Source organism: Mesorhizobium sp. YL-MeA3-2017 (assembly GCF_030814575.1).
GTDB lineage: Bacteria > Pseudomonadota > Alphaproteobacteria > Rhizobiales > Rhizobiaceae > Mesorhizobium > Mesorhizobium terrae.
The window spans coordinates 1779590-1798714 of record NZ_JAUSVH010000001.1; the positions used below are offsets into that span (position 1 = coordinate 1779590).

Sequence of the window (19125 nt, forward strand, 5' to 3'; positions counted from 1 at the left end):
ACGGGCAACCATGGGACTATCGATCCGTGCCGGAACAACTCAGAAGCATCGTCATCAATCTCCAGGATTTCGGCACCAAGCGGCTGGCCATCATGGCCGGCATCGCGTTGTTGACGCTGGCCGTCATCGGCATCGCCTCGGTCTATCTCAACCGCCCCTCCTATGAGACGCTCTATGTCGGCCTCGAACGCTCCGACGTGAACCAGATAGGCATGGTGCTTGCCGAGGCCGGCATGAATTTCGATGTCGGTTCCGATGGCGCCAGCGTGCTGGTTCCGGTCGGCACCACGGCAAAAGCCCGCATGCTCCTGGCCGAAAAGGGCCTGCCCACCAGCGCCAATGCCGGCTACGAATTGTTCGACAAGGTCGGTTCGCTCGGCCTCACCTCCTTCATGCAGCAGGTGACCCGCGTGCGCGCCCTGGAAGGCGAAATCGCCCGCACCATCCAGTCGCTGGCGGGTGTGAAGGCCGCGCGTGTCCACATCGTCATGTCCGAACGCGCCAATTTCCGCCGCGAGGAGCAGCAGCCCTCGGCTTCGGTGGTGATCCGCTACGCCGGCGTCGACGGCGGCAAGGCCGCCATGTCGATCCGCCATCTGGTTGCAGCCGCCGTGCCCGGCCTGTCGGCGGAAAAGGTGACCGTGCTTGATTCGGCCGGCAATCTGCTCGCCGCTGGCGACGACCCCTCCAACACCAGCGCCGCCCGCTCGCTCGGCGTCGAGCGCACCGTCGAAAGCCAGATCGAGGACAATATCCGCCGCGCGCTGACGCCCTATCTCGGCCCTGACAATTTCCGCGCCAGCGTGAAGGCCGACGTCAACACCGATACGCGGCAGACCGAGGAGACCATCTTCGATCCGGAATCGCGTGTCGAACGCTCGGTCCAGACCGTCAAGGCGAACGAGAACAGCAATCAGCGCCAGGCGGCGACGCCGACCACCGTCGAGCAGAACCTGCCGGAAACGCAAGCCGCCGCCACCGATGGTCCGCAGTCGAGCTCGCAGAACGACCGCAAGGAAGAGATCACCAATTACGAGATCAATTCCAAGAAGATCGCCACGGTGTCCAACGGCTATTCGGTCACCAAGATGTCGATCGCCGTCGTCGTCAATCAGCAGCGCCTGATGTCGGTGCTCGGCAAGGACGCCAAGCCGGAGCAGATCGCCCAGCGCGTCGCCGACATCAAGAAGATGGTGGCGTCCGCGACCGGCCTCGACGAAAAGCGCGGCGACATCATCGATGTCTCGGCGGTCGAGTTCATCGACGGGCTGGACGGCCAGCAACTGGCCTCCCCCGGCATCCTCGACGCCGTCTCGCGCTACACCGGCAGCCTGATCAATGCGGCCGCCTTCATCGTCGTCGTCTTCCTGGTCGCCTTCTTCGGCCTACGCCCGATGGCTGCGGCCCTGTCGAACAAGCCGGCGGCGCTCGCCGGTCCGAGCTTCGACGACGTCCAGCGTTCGCTGCCCACTCCGGATGCCACCGCGACGGAGGCGCCGGTCGGCTCGCTGGCTGACAACCGCCCAACGCCGCTCGACGACCTGCGCAAGAAATTGCGGCCGGCGCCGCAGGATCGGCTGGCGCGCATGGTCGACATCAATGAAGAGCGCACCGCCAACATCCTGCGCAAATGGACGGCCCAGGAAGCCGCCGGCTGATGCGTCAGGCTTCGCTTTCCGATCTGTTGCCGGACTTCGGCACGCCACAGATCCATAGTGGCGTCACGGTTACTCATGTCGATCCGCACCCGCATCCGCCGCTCGATATGCCTGCCCCGGTCGACATCGACAAACTTGTCGCCATGGCCGTCGCCAAGGCGGAAGACGCGCTGGAAGCTACGCTGACGGCGGCGCATACCGAGGCGCTGGCGGCCGAACGCCAGGCACTGGCCGACGAAGCCAGGGCGATGGTCGAGACGCTGGGCACTGACCTCGGCACCGCGATCGCGGACCGCGCGGAAAAGCTGGAACACAGGCTCTACGATCTGATGGGCGATGCCGTCGCCCGCATCGTCAGCGGGCTGTTGAGCGACGAATTGCAGAAGCGCTCGCTGGCGGCGCTGGAACGCGTCATCCGCGACACGCTCGCCGATGCCGAAGCGGTCCGCATCAGCGTTCGCGGACCACTGTCGCTCTACGAGCCGCTGAAGGCCGCGCTCGGCACGCGCGCCGCCAATCTCGACTTCGCCGAGGCTGCCAGCCTCGACCTCACCATGACCGTGAACGACACCGTCGTCGAGACGCGCATGTCGGAATGGTCGGCCGCCCTGTCGGAGGTTCTCGCATGAGTACGGCAGACGGCGCCGAGCCGCGCCAGGAAATCATCATTGTCCGGCGCAATCATCACGATCACGACGAAGGCCATCACGGCGGCGTCTGGAAGATCGCCTTCGCCGACTTCATGACCGCGATGATGTGTTTCTTCCTGGTGATGTGGCTGATCAACGCCGCCAACGAAGAGACGCGCGCCGCCGTCGCCTCCTATTTCAACCCGGTGCCGCTGGTCGACCGCAGTTCCAGCCGCAAGGGTCTCGAAGATGTCGGCGACGGTCCGGACGAGCCCGGCTACACCTCCAACGATCCCGTCGAAGGAAAGACCAAGCAGGGCCACAACGGCAAGGGCAATCCCGGCACGGCGCAGGACAAGCAGACCGGCAGCAACGAGAAGCCCAACAAGGCGGAAGAAGCCAAGAATTCCGACCAGAAGTTGTTCGCCGACCCCTACGCCGTGCTGGCCGAGATCGCCGCCGAAACCGGCACCCGCCAGAACATAAGCGCCAAGGGCGAAGGTGGCGTCCAGACCGCCGGGCCCGCGACCGGCGCCTCTGGCGGCGAATCCTACCGCGACCCATTCGCGCCCGATTTCTGGTCGCAGCAGGTGTCGACGCCGTTGCCGGAAGCCAGCGCCGAAAACCCGAAGACCGACAACGAAGCGACCAAGCCCGGCGAGACGGCTGCACAAGCCCAGCAGACGGCCAAGGACGGCACAGCGGCGAAAGACCCTGCGATGGCCAAGAAGGCGGCTGCCGAAGAAATCGAGCAAGCCGAAAAGCAGGACAAGAAGCCCACGGACGCGACCGTCAAGGCGGCCGAAGACGTCAAGAAACAGATAGCCCAGGCCTTCAAGCCCGGCGATGCGGTAGCCGACGGCGTCAGCGTCGAAGCGACCGACAAGGGTGTCGTCATCTCCGTCACCGACAGCTTCAATTTCGGCATGTTCGAGATCGGCTCGGCGGTTCCCCGGCGCGAACTGGTGCTCGCCATGGAAAAGATCGGCCACATCGTCATGGAACAGAAAGGCCGGATCGCCATTCAGGGTTACACCGACGCGCGCCCGTTCCGGGGCGACTACGACAACTGGCGCCTGTCCACCGCGCGCGCGCATTCGGCCTATTACATGCTGGTGCGCGGCGGCCTTGACGAGGGCCGTGTCAAGGAAGTTTCCGGCTTCGCCGATCGCGAACCGAAGAACAAGGCCGACCCGCTGGCCGCCGTCAACCGCCGCATCGAGATCCTGCTGGAGGCGGGGGGATGATCCGCGCCGCGCGCATCGGCGCTGCCGGCCTCGCCTTGCTGATGCTGGGGACGGCCAGCGCAGCCTTCGCCCAGGACCCGCTGCAGCCCTACCAGATGGTGCGGTCGCTGCAACTCGTGCAGGACAGGCTCGCATCCGGCGACCACGCCGCGCTGCCGATGCAGAACAAGCTGCTCGAAATGGTCGATGCCCGTTTTCGCGCCGCCAGCTCAGATGATTTCAAGGAACTAAAGAACCTGCGCGCCCTGCTCGTCTACGGCATGAGCGGCGGCAACCCGGCAACGGTCAAGGCCGCGGTCGGGCGCATTCAGCTCGACCAGACGAACCAGGCGATCGTCGAAGGCGTTCTCGATTATCTCGGCGGCCGCCCGGCTCCGGCGATCGAAGCGCTGAAACCAGTCGATCCGATGATGCTGCCGCCGGATGTCGGTGCCTTCGTCGCGCTGGTGAAGGGCTCGCTGCTGGCTTCCGAAGACCCGGTCCAGGCGTTGACACTTCTGGATCAGGCCCGCCTGCTCAGCCCCGGCACGCTGGTGGAGGAAGCAGCACTGCGGCGTTCGGTGGCGATTGCCACCACGACCGGAGACGCCGCCCGCTTTGCGCTGGCCTCGACCCAATATGTCGAACGCTACCTGCTCTCGCCCTATGCCAGTCAGTTCGCCGACAGCTTCGTTTCCGGCGTGGTCACGCTGCACATGGCGCTGAGCCAAGACAAACTCGCCGACATCACCTCGATGATGGACCGCGAACGCGAACGGGTCATCTATCTGCGCATCGCCCGCCGCGCGGCAATAGACGGCTTGAACGAATTGTCCGCCTTCGCCGCGGCCAAGGCCATCCCCGACGGTACCAGCGCAGTGGGAACCGGCGACCCGCGGGCCGAACTCTATGCAAGTCTTTCCAACATCACCTCGGCCACCGTCGACGACATCCGCGCCAAGCTGAAGACGATCGACCGCACCAAGCTGTCGCCGAGCGACCGCGAGTTGCTCGACGCCGCGCAACAGATCACCCAGGAGGTCGTCGCGCCGCCGGCTACGGCGGTGTTCAACCAGCCGCAGCCTGAGCCGAAAACCGACAAGTCCGACCCTCCGGCCAAGAGCGTGGCCAAAGGCAAGGCAAAGGCAGAGACTCAACAAGCCGCGAAAACGTCCGCGCCGCAAGCCGTAGCGGAGGACGGCTCGGACCTGCCGCCGGTAGAAGGCGCAGTCTCCGAACGGCCAGCGACTGCCGCCGCAGCCCAGCCAAAGCCCGGTGCCGCGCCAGCAAATCAAGGTGCGGCGGCACAGTTGCCAGCAGCCGTTCTGCCGGCCTCCGCGAGTGCCTCAGCAGCACCCGACACCACCGATTCAGCGATCGCCGATACCAGGCGCAAGTTGAACAAGATCGACCTTTTGCTCGGAGCCTCCCCTCAATGACCGCAAGCGTTGGCCAGACTTTCGTAGGCACCGCGCTGCAGCGGTCCACCACCCAGCAGTCCGACGCCAGGACCGGCGAAGACAGCCCCGCCTTCGGCGAATTGCTTGCTCACGAAAAGACGCCAGGCAAGGAACGGATGGTGCATGGGGAAAAGACGCGCGCCGATTTCGCCGTTGGCAAAGCCGGCGAACAGCCCGATGCGGCAGGACTACTCGCGAACGACGAGGCGGTCGCCGGCCCCGACGGCAAGGGCAAGCGCAAGCAGGCCACCGATGATGAAACCACGGACGCCGACGACCGCACCGCCGGTTTGCGTGATCGGCTGCCGCTGATGATGGCCTTGCACGGGCTGAACCGCGCGCAGGCTGATGGCAAGGACCAGGCGACCGACCCCAACGCCTCGGCGGGAAATGTCGATCCGGACAGCATCAGTAAGTTGATGCGAACGAATGTCGCGCGCCAGCAAAAGGCGGACGGAACCGTCGAAGAAGACGGTGAGCAGGCGCCAAAACTCCAGATCGACAAATCCACGCAAGCGATGCGCAGCGCGGATGGCGCATCATCCGCAGCGATGGCGGGTAAAACCGACTCGCTGACGAACCTGCCCGCCGAAGGCAATGCGGACCCCGTCGACGCGACACTCGAAGCCGCCGGAACCGGCGGCAGCCAACCAGCGCAGGTCGATCCCTTGTCGGTCGAAAACGACGGCCATCGCAGCTCAAGCGCCGTCCTGAAACAGTCCGGCGCCGCGCGCGCATCGGTGGTCAGCGAGCAGAACTTCCCGGCGCCCGCCTCGCAGGCCGTCAGCCAGACCGCGCGCGACGTCATTGATGCGATTGCCGCCAGTGGCAAGTCCGAACTGGCCTCGCCGACACCCGCCGCAGCCAATCAGAACGGTGCTTCTGTTGCAGTTCCGGCACACGTCTTGAAGATAGAATTGCATCCGGCCGAGCTCGGCGCGGTCACCGCCAACCTTCGCCTTGCCGGCGAGCAACTGTCGATTGAACTGAGGCCTGAAACGCATGAGGCGCATCGCCGATTGTCGTCGGACAGCGAGACCATCGTGAAGTCGCTGAAGGCGCTCGGATTCGATATCGACAAGGTCACCATTCTACAACCCTCGATAGCAGCGACGCCTGCCGCGCGCGTGGATGCGACGGCGAACGGCGCGAGCGCTGGCCGCGACCAGTCCTCGTTCCAGCCGGGAGGCTCCGGCGGCAATGGCGACGGCATGGGTGGACAGCAATCGGGAAGGAACCATGGCGATGAAAGGCATCAGGATCAGCGCCAGGCGCAGTCTTCTCGCCAAAATTCTGGTAGCGGCTTGTTTATCTAGCCCGCTTGCCGCCACGGCCGCTTCGGCAGCTGCAAACCCATGCGAAGCCGAAATCCTGCGCGCCGCCGACCGGTATAAAATTCCGGCCGGCATCCTCTATGCTGTCGGCCTCACCGAGACCGGGAACAAGGGCAGCCTCCAACCTAATGCTCTGAATATAGAAGGAAAAGCCGTGTTTCCGCGCAGTCGTTCGGAGGCGCTCATCACTTTTCAAAACGCGCGCCGCGAAGGCAAGACGCTGATCGATCTCGGCTGCATGCAGATCAATCACCGCTACCATGGCGACCAGTTCCGCAGCGTCGATGACATGCTCGACCCACGCCGCAATGTCGACTATGCGGCGCGCTTCCTGACGCAGCTGCATGCCCGTCACGAGACCTGGTCGATGGCGGTGGCGCGCTACCATGCGGGGCCAGACAACGACCCGGCGCAGAAACGCTACGTGTGCCGCGTCATCGCCAATATGGTGGCCGTCGGCTTCGGCAAATGGACGGCCAACGCGCGCAGCTTCTGCAACCTTTAGGTTGTATGCTCAGAGAGTATCTCGGACGTCTGGCACGCCCTGCCGGAGCCGCGATTTTTCGACGTTCCCGACTCTCCACGGTAGCGAAATTGTACACGGTACAACCACGACGATTCCCGACTCCCAAGAAACCAGCCACAAAAAATGACGGTTAGTCAGGATTCGGCACCCGGACTACGCCTTTCGCCAACGGGGCAGATGAACTGATTCGGGGGTGGGCGATGATCGTGATCGTTGACGAACGAGAACTTGTGACCGAGGGTTACAATTCGCTGTTCGATCGGGAAGGTGTGGCTAGCGCGGGTTTCGCGCCAAGCGAGTTCGATGCTTGGGTGTCGAGCGCGCCAGCGGACGATCTGAAATCGGTCCGGGCTTTCCTCATCGGCGACTGCCGCGAAGGCGCGGTGTCGCCGCGCCAGATCCGCGACCGTACCGGCGCCCCGGTCATCGCGCTCAGCGAGCACAACTCTCTCGAAAACACATTGCGGCTGTTCGAATCCGGCGTCGACGACGTCGTACGCAAGCCGGTCCACATCCGCGAGATTCTGGCACGCATTTCGGCGATCCGCCGGCGCGCCAACGAAGATTCCACCTATACCGAGATCGGATCGATGCGCATCTTCATGGATGGCCGCGATCCCGAAATCGAAGGCCAGCCGATGCCGCTGCCACGGCGCGAACGCCGCATCCTCGAATATCTGGCCAGCAATCGGGGCCGCAGGGTCACCAAGACCCAGGTCTTCAACGCCATCTACGGCATCTTCGACGAAGAGGTCGAAGAGAACGTCGTGGAAAGCCACATCTCGAAGCTGCGCAAGAAGCTGCGCGAACGGCTCGGTCACGACCCGATCGATTCCAAGCGCTTCCTCGGCTACCGGCTTATCGCCTGATGCAGCCGACCGCAGCCCGCGCCAGCCTCGCACAAGACAAAGCCGCTAGCGTGAACGGCGACCCCATGCGCAGAACGGAGACGTTGCGATGAGCCTCTATGGAATGATGCGGACCGGCGTTTCCGGTATGAACGCGCAGGCCAACCGCCTGTCCGCGGTCGCCGACAACATCGCCAACTCCGACACCACCGGCTACAAGCGCTCTTCCGTCGAGTTCTCCAGCCTGGTCATGTCGAACACCGGCGGCGCCTATAATTCCGGCGGCGTCAACTCGACGATCCGCACCGCTGTCACCGACCGCGGCGATCTGAGAGGCACCTCCTCGGTGTCCGACCTCGCCATTCGCGGTGACGGTTTCTTCGTCGTCCAGGATTCCGGCGGCACCCCGTTCCTCACCCGCGCCGGTTCCTTCGTGCCGGACGCGCAGGGCAGGCTGGTCAACGCCGCCGGCTTCCAGCTGATGGCTTACAGCTACGCGAACGGCACCCCGGCACCGACGGTGAACGGCTTCCAGGGTCTGGTGCCGGTCCAGATCACCAGTGGCGACATGACCGCGACGCCGTCCACCACCGGCACCTTCAGCGGCAACCTGCCTTCTGGCGCCACAGTGGTGGCTACACCGCCGTCCGGCAACGCCGCGGGCGCCCAATACACCAACAAATCGTCGATGGTCGTCTACGACAAGCTCGGCAACAAGGTGATGGTCGACGTCTATTTCACCAAGACAGGCGCCGGCGCCTGGGAAGTCTCGGTCTTCGATCAGTCGAAGGCAACAGCTGGCGGACCGTTCCCCTATACAGGCGGCGCGTTGCAGACGGCCAACATCACCTTCGACGCCAACGGCAAGCTCACCGGCGGCACCGACAGCATCACCTTCACCGTTCCCGGCGGCAATCCGCTGAAACTCGATCTCAAGGGCCTCAGCCAGCTGGGAACCGGCTATACCGCCACCGCGCAGGTGAACGGCAACGGCCCGAGCAGCATCGAAAAGGTGTCGATCGGCAAGGACGGCACCATTTACGCCCAGTACGCGGATGGTTCGACCAAGCCGCTCTACAAAATCCCGCTAGCGACGGTGCCGAGCCCAGACCGGCTGGTCCAGCAGTCCGGCAACGTCTTCACCCAGAGCCCGGACTCGGGCGACGTGCGCATCGGCTTCGCCGGTGACGGCAAGCTCGGCGACATCATGTCGGGCAATCTCGAGAATTCCAACGTCGACATCGCCGAGGAGCTCACCAACATGATCTCCTCGCAGCGCAGCTACACCGCCAATTCGAAGGTGTTCCAGACCGGCTCCGAGCTGATGGACATCCTCGTGAACCTGAAGAGATGAGGCGCGGCATTGGGGAGCGGTCGATGGTCGACCGCTCCCCGGCCGCATCACTGCCTGAAAGATCCGCATGTCGTTGTCATCCGCACTCAACATCGCCCAGTCCTCGCTCAAGGCAACGTCGCGGCAGACAAGCATCGTCTCGCGCAACGTCTCGGACGGCTCCAATCCCGACTACTCGCGCCGTTCCGCAATGCTGGTCTACACGGATCCCGGCGTCAGCGTCGTCAAGATCCGCCGCGAAGCCAACGACCTGCTGTTTCGCCAGAACCTGAGCGCCCTTTCCGCGTGGAGTGGCCAGGGCGCCCTGGCCAAGGGCATGGACAAGCTGGAACTGCAGGTGAACGGCGTCGACAACGCGTCGTCCGCGTCCACCGCGATCGGCAACCTGCAGAAAGCCTTGCAGCTTTACGCCACCACGCCATCGAACCAGAACCTTGGTTCCAGCGTGGTCGAGGCCGCGCGCCAGGTCGTCCGTTCGCTGAACGATGGCACCAAGGCGATCCAGGATTTCCGCACCCAGACCGACGGCGAGATCACGACCGCAGTCAACGACATCAACGACCTGCTCAAGCAGTTCGAGGTCGCCAACAAGGCGGTCGTCTCGGGAACGCGCTCCGGCGGAGATGTTTCCGATGCGCTCGATAACCGCGACGCGATCCTGAAAAAGATCTCGGAATATGTTCCGATCTCCACCTACACCCGTGGCGACAATGACATGGTCATCACCACGGGCGACGGCACCACGCTGTTCGAGACCATCCCGCGTTCGGTGACCTTCACGCCCTCGGCCGGCTATGCGCCCGGCGCGGTGGGCGGCCAAATCTATATCGACAATGTGCCGCTGAAGACGACAGGCGTGACCGATGCGCCAGGCAAGCTCGCCGGCATGCTGCAATTGCGCGACAACGTCACCGTCACCATGCAGAGCCAGCTCGACGAAATCGCGCGCGGCCTGGTCACGGCCTTCAGTGAGAGCGCAACCGGGCAGCCGACGCTCGCCGGCCTGTTCACCTGGTCCGGCGGACCGGCCGTGCCGCCCGCGGGTACGCTGGTCGACGGGATAGCCGGCACGATCAAAATCAACCCGGCGGTCGACCCGTCAGCTGGCGGCAATCCCGTCCTTCTCCGCGACGGCGGCATCAACGGGGCGGTTTATCGCACCAATCCGAACGCCGCGGGCAGCGGCGCTTCCTATGCCGACCGGCTGATCGCCTATGGCGAGAAGCTGACCCAGCCGATGGCCTTCGATCCGGCAGCCGGCATCACGGCAAACTCCAGCCTCGTCTCCTACGCAGCCAGTTCGATCGGCTGGTTCGAGGGCGTGCGCCAGCAGGCATCGACCCTGGCCGACACAAAGGAAGCGCTGGCGCAACGCACCGGCGAAGCCCTTTCCAACGCCACCGGCGTCAATGTCGATACCGAGATGTCGCTGATGCTGGATCTGGAACACACCTACCAAGCGTCGGCGAAAATCCTGACCACCGTCAACCAGATGCTGGATACCCTCCTGAGCGCCGTGAGATAAAAATCATGAAAACCACGTCCGTTTCATCGTCAGCCATGTCCAACGCGATGCGCTATTCGCAGTCGCGCATGCAAGCGGAACTCGTGAAGCGCCAGAAGGAAATGGATACGCTGCGCGTGGCCGATCTCGGCCTGGCGCTCGGTGCCCGCACGTCGCAGTCGGTCACCTTCGCCCGCGATCTCGAGCGGCTGAACAGCATCGTCGATTCCAACAAACTGATTTCGTCCCGTCTGTCGACCACGCAGGACGCCCTCGGCAAGATGGGCGATGCGGCGCAGCGTCTGCTGACGGCCGTCACCACCGCCGCGAGCGGCGACCCGGGCTCCAACGTCACCCGCGACGCCGGCAAGGCGGCGCTGCAATCGATGACGTCGATCCTCAATTCGAGCATCAACGGCGAATATCTGTTTGCCGGCACCAACACCGATGTGAAGCCGATCAACGACTATGGGGCGGCGGGCTCGCCGGCGAAGGCTGCCTTCGATGCCGCCTTTGTGGCGCGCTTCGGTTTCCCCGCGACCGATCCGGCCGCGGCCAGCATCACCGCCACCCAAATCAACGACTTCATCACCAACGATGTGGCGCCCCAGTTCCTTGGGGCAGGCTGGAAGGCCAATTGGTCGAACGCCACCGATCAGCAGATCGTCAGCCGCATCTCACTGAATGAGACGACCGAATCCTCGATCAGCGCCAACACCGATGGTGTCAAGAAACTCGCCATGGCCGCGACCATCGTCAACGAGCTTTTCTCCGGCAATCTCGGTGCCGAAGCCAAGAAGGCGGTGGCCCAGCGCGTCATGACGATTACCGGCGAGGCTATCGGCGCCAACGCCCAGACCCAGTCGCAGGCAGGCATCATCGAACAGCGGGTGAGCGACGCCAGCGACCGCATGAAGGCACAGATTGGTCTGTTTGAAAAACATGTAGTCGACCTGGAAGGCGTCGATCAGTACGAGGCCGCCAGTCGCGTCAACGATCTGATGTCGCACATCCAGAACTCGTACGCCTTGACCGCCCGTATTTCGCAGCTCAGCCTGATCAACTTCCTGAAGTAACCGCCGATCGGACAAGTGATGTACCAATTCTCCTATGCCGATGTTCAGACTGACTCCATGGCGGACGCCAAGGAACGCGAGCGGCAATTGCTGACGCGGTCGATCGACCTGCTCATCACCGCTGCCAATGCCGGCCGCGATTCGATGCAGGCGGTGGACGCGCTGCATTTCACCAACCGCGTCTGGACCACGTTGCTCGAAGACCTTTCCTCCAGCGACAACGCCCTGCCGAAGGAACTGCGCGCCAATCTCATCTCCATCGGCATGTGGCTGCTGCGCGAGACCGAAGACATCCGCCAGGGCCGCTCCGACAATTTCGACGGCCTGATCGAAGTCTCCCAGATCATTCGGGACGGCATTCAATGACCCCGGCCAAGAGCACGCTGAAACTCTCCCTGAAGCCGGGCGAGCGCATCTATCTGAACGGCGCCGTGATCCGCGTCGACCGCAAGGTCACGCTGGAACTCCTGAACGATGTCCAGTTCCTGCTGGAGAGCCACGTTTTGCAGGCGGAAGAAGCCTCGACACCACTCAGGCAGCTCTATTTCGTCGCGCAGATCATGCTGATCAATCCGCAGGGCGCCAATGAAGCGCGCGAAATGTTCCGGCATTCGCTGCCGCTTTTGCTCGCCTCCTTCGACAATGAGCGCATCCGCTCGACCTTGAAGGATGTCGACCGCATGGTCGGCGAAGACCATGTCTACGAAGCGCTGAAGGCGATCCGTTCACTCTATCCGCTCGAACGGCTGGCACTCCAGAACGACGACAACGAAACCCAGGACACAAAGCGTCCTATGGCAGTGGGAGCACGCTGATCATGGCCGTCGACATGAACACCAACAACACCACCTACTCGAACAACACCCAGCCCTCGGAGCAGAAGTCGAAGACCTCGGTCGACTACCAGTCGTTCCTCAAGCTTCTCGTCGCCCAGATGAAGAACCAGGATCCGACCAAGCCGATGGATTCGACCCAGTATGTGGCCCAGCTTGCCACCTTCTCGCAGGTCGAGCAGTCAGTGCAGATGAACAAGCGGCTTGAATACATCCTGCAATCCTCGGCTCTGTCGCAGGCCGATTCACTCATCGGCCGCCAGCTGACCTCGGCCGACGGCAAGGACACCGGCGTGGTCAAGGAAGTGAAGTTGGCCAGCGATGGCCTGATCGCGATCCTGGCCAACGGCAAGGAAGTGCCGGTGCTGCCGGGCGTTTCCATCAAGCCCGCGCCGACCACCTGAGGTTTCGCCTGTGAACGAGGCCGACGCACTCGATATCGTCCAGTTCGCGGTCTGGACGGTGCTTACCGCCTCGGCGCCCGTCGTGCTGGTAGCTATGGTGGTGGGCATCGGCATCGCGCTCATCCAGGCGCTGACGCAGATCCAGGAAATCACGCTGACCTTCGTGCCCAAGATCGTCGCCATCATGCTGGTCGTGGCGTTGACCGGCCCCTTTGTCGGTGGCCAGATCTCGGCCTTCACCAACGTCGTCTTCGAGCGAATCCAGCACGGCTTCTGACCTGGGTCAAAATCTGGGCCGCTGTGGCGGGATTCTATCCGCCGCCTGGACCAGTCCAATTTCGAAAAGGCGTTCGCCTTTTCCGCAGTCTCGTCTAATTTCGTCGGCAAACGCAGCCATTAAGAGCGGCGATTCACGAGACGAGACATGCCTCACGACAGCGGTCCGGCGATCGAGGACGAGCCGAGTAGCCAGCGCATTTCAGCGCTCGCACCCTTTCAGCACGGCATCTTCCGCGCGGTCTGGAGCGCCAGCCTGGTTTCTAATCTGGGCGGGTTGATCCAAGGCGTTGGCGCCGCCTGGATGATGACGCAGATCGCCACCTCGCCCTATCAGGTGGCGCTGGTGCAGGCATCCACGACGCTACCGATCATGCTGTTCGCGCTCGTCGCCGGTGCCATCGCCGACAGCTACAACCGCCGCAAGGTGATGCTGATCGCGCAGAGCTTCATGCTGGTGGTGTCGCTGCTTTTGATGGTGTTCACCCACCTCAACCTGCTCACCCCCTGGCTGCTTCTGGCCTTCACCTTCCTGATCGACTGCGGCACGGCATTGAACAGCCCGTCCTGGCAGGCATCCGTCGGCGACATGGTTCCGCGCAACAAGGTGCCGGCGGCAGTGGCGCTCAACTCGATGGGCTTCAACCTCACCCGCAGCGTCGGTCCGGCGCTCGGCGGCATCATCGTGGCGACGGCCGGCGCCGCCGCCGCTTTCGCCGCGAATGCCGTCAGCTATGTCGGCCTGATCGTCGTGATGGCGCGCTGGAAACCGAACCTGCCGGTTTCCGGCCTGCCGCGCGAATCTCTCGGCGCCGCGATGGGTGCCGGACTGCGCTATGTCGCCATGTCGCCACATATCGGCAAGGTTCTGGTACGCGGCTTCATGTTCGGCTTCAGCGCCGGCGCGGTGCTGGCCCTTCTGCCTCTGGTGACGCGCGACCTCGTCAAGGGCGGGGCGCTGACCTATGGCATCATGCTCGGCGCATTCGGCATCGGCGCGGTCATCGGCGCGCTGACCAGCGCGCGGCTGAGACAAATGCTGTCCAGCGAAACCATGGTGCGCTCGGCCTTTCTCGGCTTCGCGCTCTGCGCAACCGTCGCCGCCATCAGCCCCGCCGCCTGGCAGGTGGCGCTCGGTCTCTTGGTGGGTGGCGCCTGCTGGGTCACCGCGCTCTCGCACTTCAACGTCACCGTGCAGATGTCGACGCCGCGCTGGGTGGTTGGGCGGGTGCTGTCCATCTATCAGATGGCGACCTTCGGCGGCATCGCGCTGGGCAGCTGGATCTGGGGCGTGACCGCCGACACCCATGGCCCGAGCGTCGCCCTTCTGGCGGCGGCGGCCACGATGCTTGTCGGTGCCGCCATCGGCTTCTTCCTGCCGCTGCCGCAGCACATCGCGCCCAATCTCGACCCGCTCGACCGCTGGCGCGAGCCGATGCTGGCGCTGGACCTCAGGCCGCGTTCGGGGCCGATCGCCGTGATGATCGAATACGTCATCAAGGAGGAAGACGTTCCGGAGTTCCTCAAGGTGATGACCGAGCGCGGTCGCGTCCGCCGCCGCGACGGCGCCCGCAACTGGGTGCTGGCGCGCGACCTCGAACATCCGGAAGTGTGGATGGAAAGCTACCACACGCCGACCTGGCTGGATTACATCCGCCACAACAAGCGCGCGACCCATGCCGACGCCGAAATCACCGAACGCATCCGCGCCCTGCATTCCGGCACCGAGCGACCCAGAGTGCGGCGCATGATCGAGCGCCCGACCAACCCGAACGGCTATTACGGCACGCCGAAGCCGCACGAGGAGCACTAGAGCGCCGCGCCAGGGTAACGCCGCTCAGCTTTCTCCCGAAAGATCGCGCCGCGCCTTGTCGAGCTCTTCCGTATAGCGGCGCAGCATATGGCCCTCGGTGAGCAGACCGACGACCATCCGGCTTTCGAAGTCGTCGACAACCGCAAGCTCTTCGGCGCCGGCGCGCTGGAAGGTCTCGGCCGCCGACTGAACGTTCATCGACGGCACCAGCACCGAATTGGCGGAGCGCGCCAGCGTCAGCACCGTACTTGCGCTGTCGGGCACGTCGCCATAGGCGTCCGAGACGATGACCATGCCGACATAGCGGCCATCGCCATCAACGACGATGACGCGCTGCGCCGAGCCAAGCGGCACCTTCTCGCGGAATTCCGCGATGGTGGTGGCCGCACTGATGGTGCGAGTTTCCTTGCGCATCATCACGCCGACGGTGAGGCTGCGCATCCAGCCGACATCCTGCGCCGAACGGATCGTCTCGCCGCGCAGGTGGAAACGCCAGGTCGAGAAGGAATAGCCAAATGTCTCGCGTACCAGGATCGAGGTCATGATCGCGGCGGCCAACACCACGCCGGTCAGCGTCAGGTCACCTGTCGATTCCAGCGCCAGGAAGGTCATGGTCAGCGGCCCGCCGATGATGCCAACCGCCATCGACGTCATGCCGACCACGGCGGCAATGGCGGGATCGATGCCGGACGCGGGTGCGATCAGCAACATCAGCGCCGCGAAAATCTTGCCGAGCAGCGCGCCGAGCAGCAGCGAAGCGAAAAACAGACCGCCGCGGAAACCGGAACCCAGCGAGATAACCGAGGCGGCGATCTTGAGCAGGAAAACGGAAGCGATGACGGTGAGCCCGTAATTCATCGCGAATTCGCGGTGCAGCGCGCCATGGCCGCTGGACAGGACCTGCGGGGTAATGAGGCCGAGCAGCCCGACCGCGCAGCCGCCGAGGAACGGCCTGAGCGACGCATCGATCGAAAGCCGGGTCAGGCCACGCTCGACAGTCGCCACCATATACATGATGGCGATTGCGATACCGCCGGCGATCAGGCCAAGCGCGAGGAACGGCAGATACTGGCTGGCAGTCAATGTCGGCACGGCGCCAAGTTCCAGCGGGAACGGCGCGCCGCCCAGCCAGTTCGTCACCAGCGTGGCGCAGATGGCCGCCGTCATCACCGGCGCGACATTGGCGATGGAGTAGATGCCGATGATCAGTTCGAACCCATAGAAGGCGCCGGTCAGCGGTGCGTCGAAGGCGGCCGCGATGGCGCCGGCGGCGCCGGCGCCGACGAGAATGCGCACATCGTTGCGCCGCATGCGGAAGAACCGCGCCAGCCGCGAGCCGAAGCCGCCGCCGACTTGCGTATAACCTGCCTCTAGGCCAACCGAGGCGCCGAAGCCGGACGACAGAATGGTCTGGCCGGCAATGATGAAAGTGTCGGTCAGCGACATGCGCCCACCATAAAGCGCGTTGGCCTCGATCGGGTCGACCGGCGTGCGGAACTTGCGCTTGCGCAGCCAGATGATGGAAAGGCCGAGCAACAACCCGCCGATCGCCGGGGTCATCGCCTGCAACGGGTTGCCCAGCGAAAACATCGCAGACAGGCGTCCGCCTGCCGGCACGTCGAACAGCAGCCAGTGCATGCCCTGCACCAGCGCGCTCATCGCCGTCACCGCAGCCCCCGAAAAAGCGCCGACAACGGCCGCGATAAAGACGACGATGATGCCGCGCGCTTCCAGCACGGGAACGGAACGGACCAGAAGGGCGCGCAGGCGACGGGCGTGGACGGGCAGCGAATGGGTCGAAGACAACGGACGGCTCGCGAATGTCTCATGAGGCACCAAGCCCCAACCGCCTGATACGCCTGACTTTATGGCATGACAACGGCGAATGCCGACACAGTTTGTCGGACTGGTGGAACCGAGCGCCGCGGTTCATCGGCCGCCGGCGAGCTCCAGGTCCTGGAAGCCCGAAAACCAGGCAACGGCTTTTGCCGCTCAACCGACCGCGTCTCACCCCTCGCGCAAGCTTGGCCGGTTACGGTGCATGGCCCGGATTGCCGTTCCGGGCCTGGCAGGCATTGGACGTGAGGTAGATATGGCCATCAGCGAGAGCATTTCGGCGGGCGCCGTGCCGCGCAGCAGCCGCGATATCTTCTTCGCGCTGGGTATCGTCGTCATCCTGGCGGTGCTGTTCCTGCCGATCCCGGCTTTCCTCATCGACGTCGGCCTCGCCTTTTCGATCGCGCTGTCGGTGCTGATCCTGATGGTGGCGCTGTGGATCCAGCGCCCACTCGATTTCTCGTCCTTCCCAACGGTGCTGCTGATCGCCACGATGCTGCGCCTGTCGCTGAACATCGCCACGACCCGCATGATCCTGTCGCACGGCAATGAAGGGACCCACGCCGCCGGCTATGTCATCAGCGGCTTTTCGAAGCTGGTCATGTCGAGCGACTTCGTCATCGGCCTGATCGTGTTCCTGATCCTCATCGTGGTGAACTTCATCGTCATCACGAAGGGCGCGACGCGTATCGCCGAAGTCGGCGCCCGTTTCACCCTCGACGCCATTCCCGGCAAGCAGATGTCGATCGACGCTGATCTTTCCGCCGGCATGATCGACGACAAGACCGCGCAACTGCGCCGCCGTGAACTGGAGGAAGAGTCTTCCTTCTTCGGCTCGATGGACGGCGCTTCCAAATTCGTGCGCGGCGACGCCATCGCCGGCCTCATCATCACCGCCATCAACATCGTCGGCGGTATCGCCATCGGCTATCTGCGCCATGGCATGGGTCTCGGCGAGGCGGCCGACGTCTTCATCAAGCTTTCGGTCGGCGACGGCCTCGTCACCCAGATCCCGGCGCTGATCGTTTCGCTGGCCGCCGGCCTGCTGGTTTCCAAGGGTGGCACGCGCGGCTCGGCCGACCAGGCGGTGTTCGGCCAGCTCGGCGCCTATCCGCGCGCGCTTTATGTGGCGGCCGCTTTGCTCGGCCTGCTGGCGCTGATGCCGGGCCTGCCGATGTTTCCCTTCGTTACGCTGGGCGCCGGCATGGCCGCCATGGGCTACATCATTCCGCTGCGCCACAACCGCCGCGTGGCCGAGCAGGAGGAAGCGCTCGGCAAGGAGGCCGCCGCCAAGGTCGAGGAAGAGAAGAATTCGGTGAAGGCCTCGCTGGCCACCGCCGAGATCGAACTGCTGATCGGCAAGCAGCTTTCGACCAAGCTGCTCACCTCGCACCAGGAACTGGCGTTCCGCATGGGCAAGATGCGCAAGAAGTTCGCCGCGCAATATGGCTTCGTGGTGCCGGAGGTGAAGCTCAGCGACGACTTCGGCATCCCGCCGAAAAGCTACCAGATCAAGATCCACGGCACGGTGGTGGCCGAGCACCAGATGCGCGTCGGCGAACTGATGGTGCTGTTGGGTACCCGCGACCTGCCGGAAATCCCCGGCGAGGAAGTGCGCGAGCCAGCCTTCGGCATGCGCGCCTATTCGGTGATGGAAGCTTTCGCCGAGGACCTGAAGCGCGAGCAATATACGTTCGCCGACAACATGTCGGTGCTACTCACTCACCTGTCCGAGGTGATCCGCAACAACCTGCCGCAGCTCCTCTCCTACAAGGACATGAAGGCGCTGCTTGATCGCCAGGACCCCGAATACCGCAAGCTCGCCGACGAGATCTGCACCTCGCACATCTCCTATCCCGGCCTGCAGGCGGTGCTGAAGCTGCTGCTCGCCGAGCGCGTGTCGATCCGCAATCTGCATCTCATCATCGAGGCGATCGCCGAGATCGCGCCGCATGTGCGGCGCACCGAGCAGATCGTCGAGCATGTGCGCATCCGCATGGCGCAGCAGATCTGCGGCGACCTGACCGAGGGCGGCGTACTCAAGGTGCTGCGCCTCGGCAACCGTTGGGACCTCGCCTTCCACCAGAGCCTCAAGCGCGACGCCAAGGGCGAGGTGCGCGAGTTCGACATCGACCCGCGCCAGCTCGAGGAATTCGGCCAGGAAGCCACCAAGGCGATCCGCCAGCACATGGAGGCCGGCGAGCGCTTCGTGCTGGTCACCGCGCCCGACGCTCGCCCCTATGTCCGCATGATCATCGAGCGCCTGTTCACCACGCTGCCGGTGCTCAGCCATGTCGAGATCGCCAAGGGTGTCGAGATCAGGGTGCTCGGGACCATTTCGTGACGAT

17 protein-coding genes are annotated in these 19125 nt (G+C 64.1%); 16 read left to right on the plus strand and 1 reads right to left on the minus strand.

Annotated features, from left to right (window positions below):
* Window positions 1-26: 26 nt before the first annotated feature.
* The 15 genes from fliF to QFZ88_RS08420 all read left to right on the plus strand — a co-directional run bounded on the left by fliF (window position 27) and on the right by QFZ88_RS08420 (window position 14941).
* On the plus strand, window positions 27-1658 hold the full coding sequence (gene fliF, locus QFZ88_RS08350; protein ID WP_024925786.1) for a flagellar basal-body MS-ring/collar protein FliF: 1632 nt from the start codon (window positions 27-29) through the stop codon (window positions 1656-1658).
* Window positions 1658-2287: a hypothetical protein gene (locus tag QFZ88_RS08355; protein ID WP_024925787.1), complete on the plus strand. Its 630-nt coding sequence runs from the start codon at window positions 1658-1660 to the stop codon at window positions 2285-2287. The genes fliF and QFZ88_RS08355 overlap by 1 nt, the downstream gene beginning before the upstream one ends.
* Window positions 2284-3534, plus strand: coding sequence for a MotB family protein (locus tag QFZ88_RS08360; protein WP_024925788.1), 1251 nt, complete (start codon window positions 2284-2286; stop codon window positions 3532-3534). Before QFZ88_RS08355 ends, QFZ88_RS08360 begins: the two co-directional genes overlap by 4 nt.
* Complete coding sequence (locus QFZ88_RS08365; protein ID WP_024925789.1) at window positions 3531-4952, plus strand: chemotaxis protein MotC; 1422 nt, start codon at window positions 3531-3533, stop codon at window positions 4950-4952. Before QFZ88_RS08360 ends, QFZ88_RS08365 begins: the two co-directional genes overlap by 4 nt.
* Window positions 4949-6289, plus strand: coding sequence for a flagellar hook-length control protein FliK (locus tag QFZ88_RS08370; RefSeq protein ID WP_024925790.1), 1341 nt, complete (start codon window positions 4949-4951; stop codon window positions 6287-6289). The genes QFZ88_RS08365 and QFZ88_RS08370 overlap by 4 nt, the downstream gene beginning before the upstream one ends.
* Complete coding sequence (locus QFZ88_RS08375; RefSeq protein WP_244431134.1) at window positions 6213-6812, plus strand: transglycosylase SLT domain-containing protein; 600 nt, start codon at window positions 6213-6215, stop codon at window positions 6810-6812. Before QFZ88_RS08370 ends, QFZ88_RS08375 begins: the two co-directional genes overlap by 77 nt.
* 221 nt (window positions 6813-7033) lie before the next feature.
* Entirely contained in the window at window positions 7034-7702 is a 669-nt protein-coding gene (locus QFZ88_RS08380) for a response regulator transcription factor (RefSeq protein ID WP_024925792.1), read from the plus strand.
* An 88-nt stretch (window positions 7703-7790) separates the two neighbouring features.
* Window positions 7791-9035 (plus strand): flagellar hook protein FlgE, encoded by a 1245-nt coding sequence (locus QFZ88_RS08385; RefSeq protein ID WP_024925793.1) that lies wholly within the window; start codon window positions 7791-7793, stop codon window positions 9033-9035.
* Between the two features lie 67 nt (window positions 9036-9102).
* Complete coding sequence (gene flgK / locus QFZ88_RS08390; RefSeq protein WP_024925794.1) at window positions 9103-10560, plus strand: flagellar hook-associated protein FlgK; 1458 nt, start codon at window positions 9103-9105, stop codon at window positions 10558-10560.
* Window positions 10561-10565: 5 nt separating this feature from the next.
* On the plus strand, window positions 10566-11615 hold the full coding sequence (locus tag QFZ88_RS08395) for a flagellar hook-associated family protein (protein ID WP_024925795.1): 1050 nt from the start codon (window positions 10566-10568) through the stop codon (window positions 11613-11615).
* 18 nt (window positions 11616-11633) lie between these two features.
* Window positions 11634-11981 (plus strand): flagellar biosynthesis regulator FlaF, encoded by a 348-nt coding sequence (flaF, locus tag QFZ88_RS08400; RefSeq protein WP_024925796.1) that lies wholly within the window; start codon window positions 11634-11636, stop codon window positions 11979-11981.
* Window positions 11978-12430 carry a flagellar biosynthesis repressor FlbT gene (flbT, locus tag QFZ88_RS08405; RefSeq protein ID WP_024925797.1) on the plus strand — a complete coding sequence of 151 codons (453 nt, stop codon included), beginning with the start codon at window positions 11978-11980 and terminating at the stop codon, window positions 12428-12430. Before flaF ends, flbT begins: the two co-directional genes overlap by 4 nt.
* A gap of 2 nt (window positions 12431-12432) precedes the next feature.
* Window positions 12433-12852: a flagellar hook assembly protein FlgD gene (gene flgD, locus QFZ88_RS08410; protein WP_024925798.1), complete on the plus strand. Its 420-nt coding sequence runs from the start codon at window positions 12433-12435 to the stop codon at window positions 12850-12852.
* Window positions 12853-12862: 10 nt separating this feature from the next.
* Entirely contained in the window at window positions 12863-13129 is a 267-nt protein-coding gene (fliQ, locus tag QFZ88_RS08415) for a flagellar biosynthesis protein FliQ (RefSeq protein WP_024925799.1), read from the plus strand.
* 147 nt (window positions 13130-13276) lie between these two features.
* Window positions 13277-14941, plus strand: coding sequence for an MFS transporter (locus QFZ88_RS08420; RefSeq protein WP_036254655.1), 1665 nt, complete (start codon window positions 13277-13279; stop codon window positions 14939-14941).
* A 24-nt stretch (window positions 14942-14965) separates the two neighbouring features.
* Here the strand turns inward: QFZ88_RS08420 and QFZ88_RS08425 are convergent, their stop codons facing one another.
* Complete coding sequence (locus QFZ88_RS08425) at window positions 14966-16747, minus strand: chloride channel protein (RefSeq protein WP_036254657.1); 1782 nt, start codon at window positions 16745-16747, stop codon at window positions 14966-14968.
* Window positions 16748-17033: 286 nt separating this feature from the next.
* Here QFZ88_RS08425 and flhA point away from each other — a divergent pair, with 286 nt between their 5' ends.
* On the plus strand, window positions 17034-19121 hold the full coding sequence (flhA, locus tag QFZ88_RS08430) for a flagellar biosynthesis protein FlhA (RefSeq protein WP_024925802.1): 2088 nt from the start codon (window positions 17034-17036) through the stop codon (window positions 19119-19121).
* The last annotated feature ends 4 nt before the right edge of the window (window positions 19122-19125 follow it).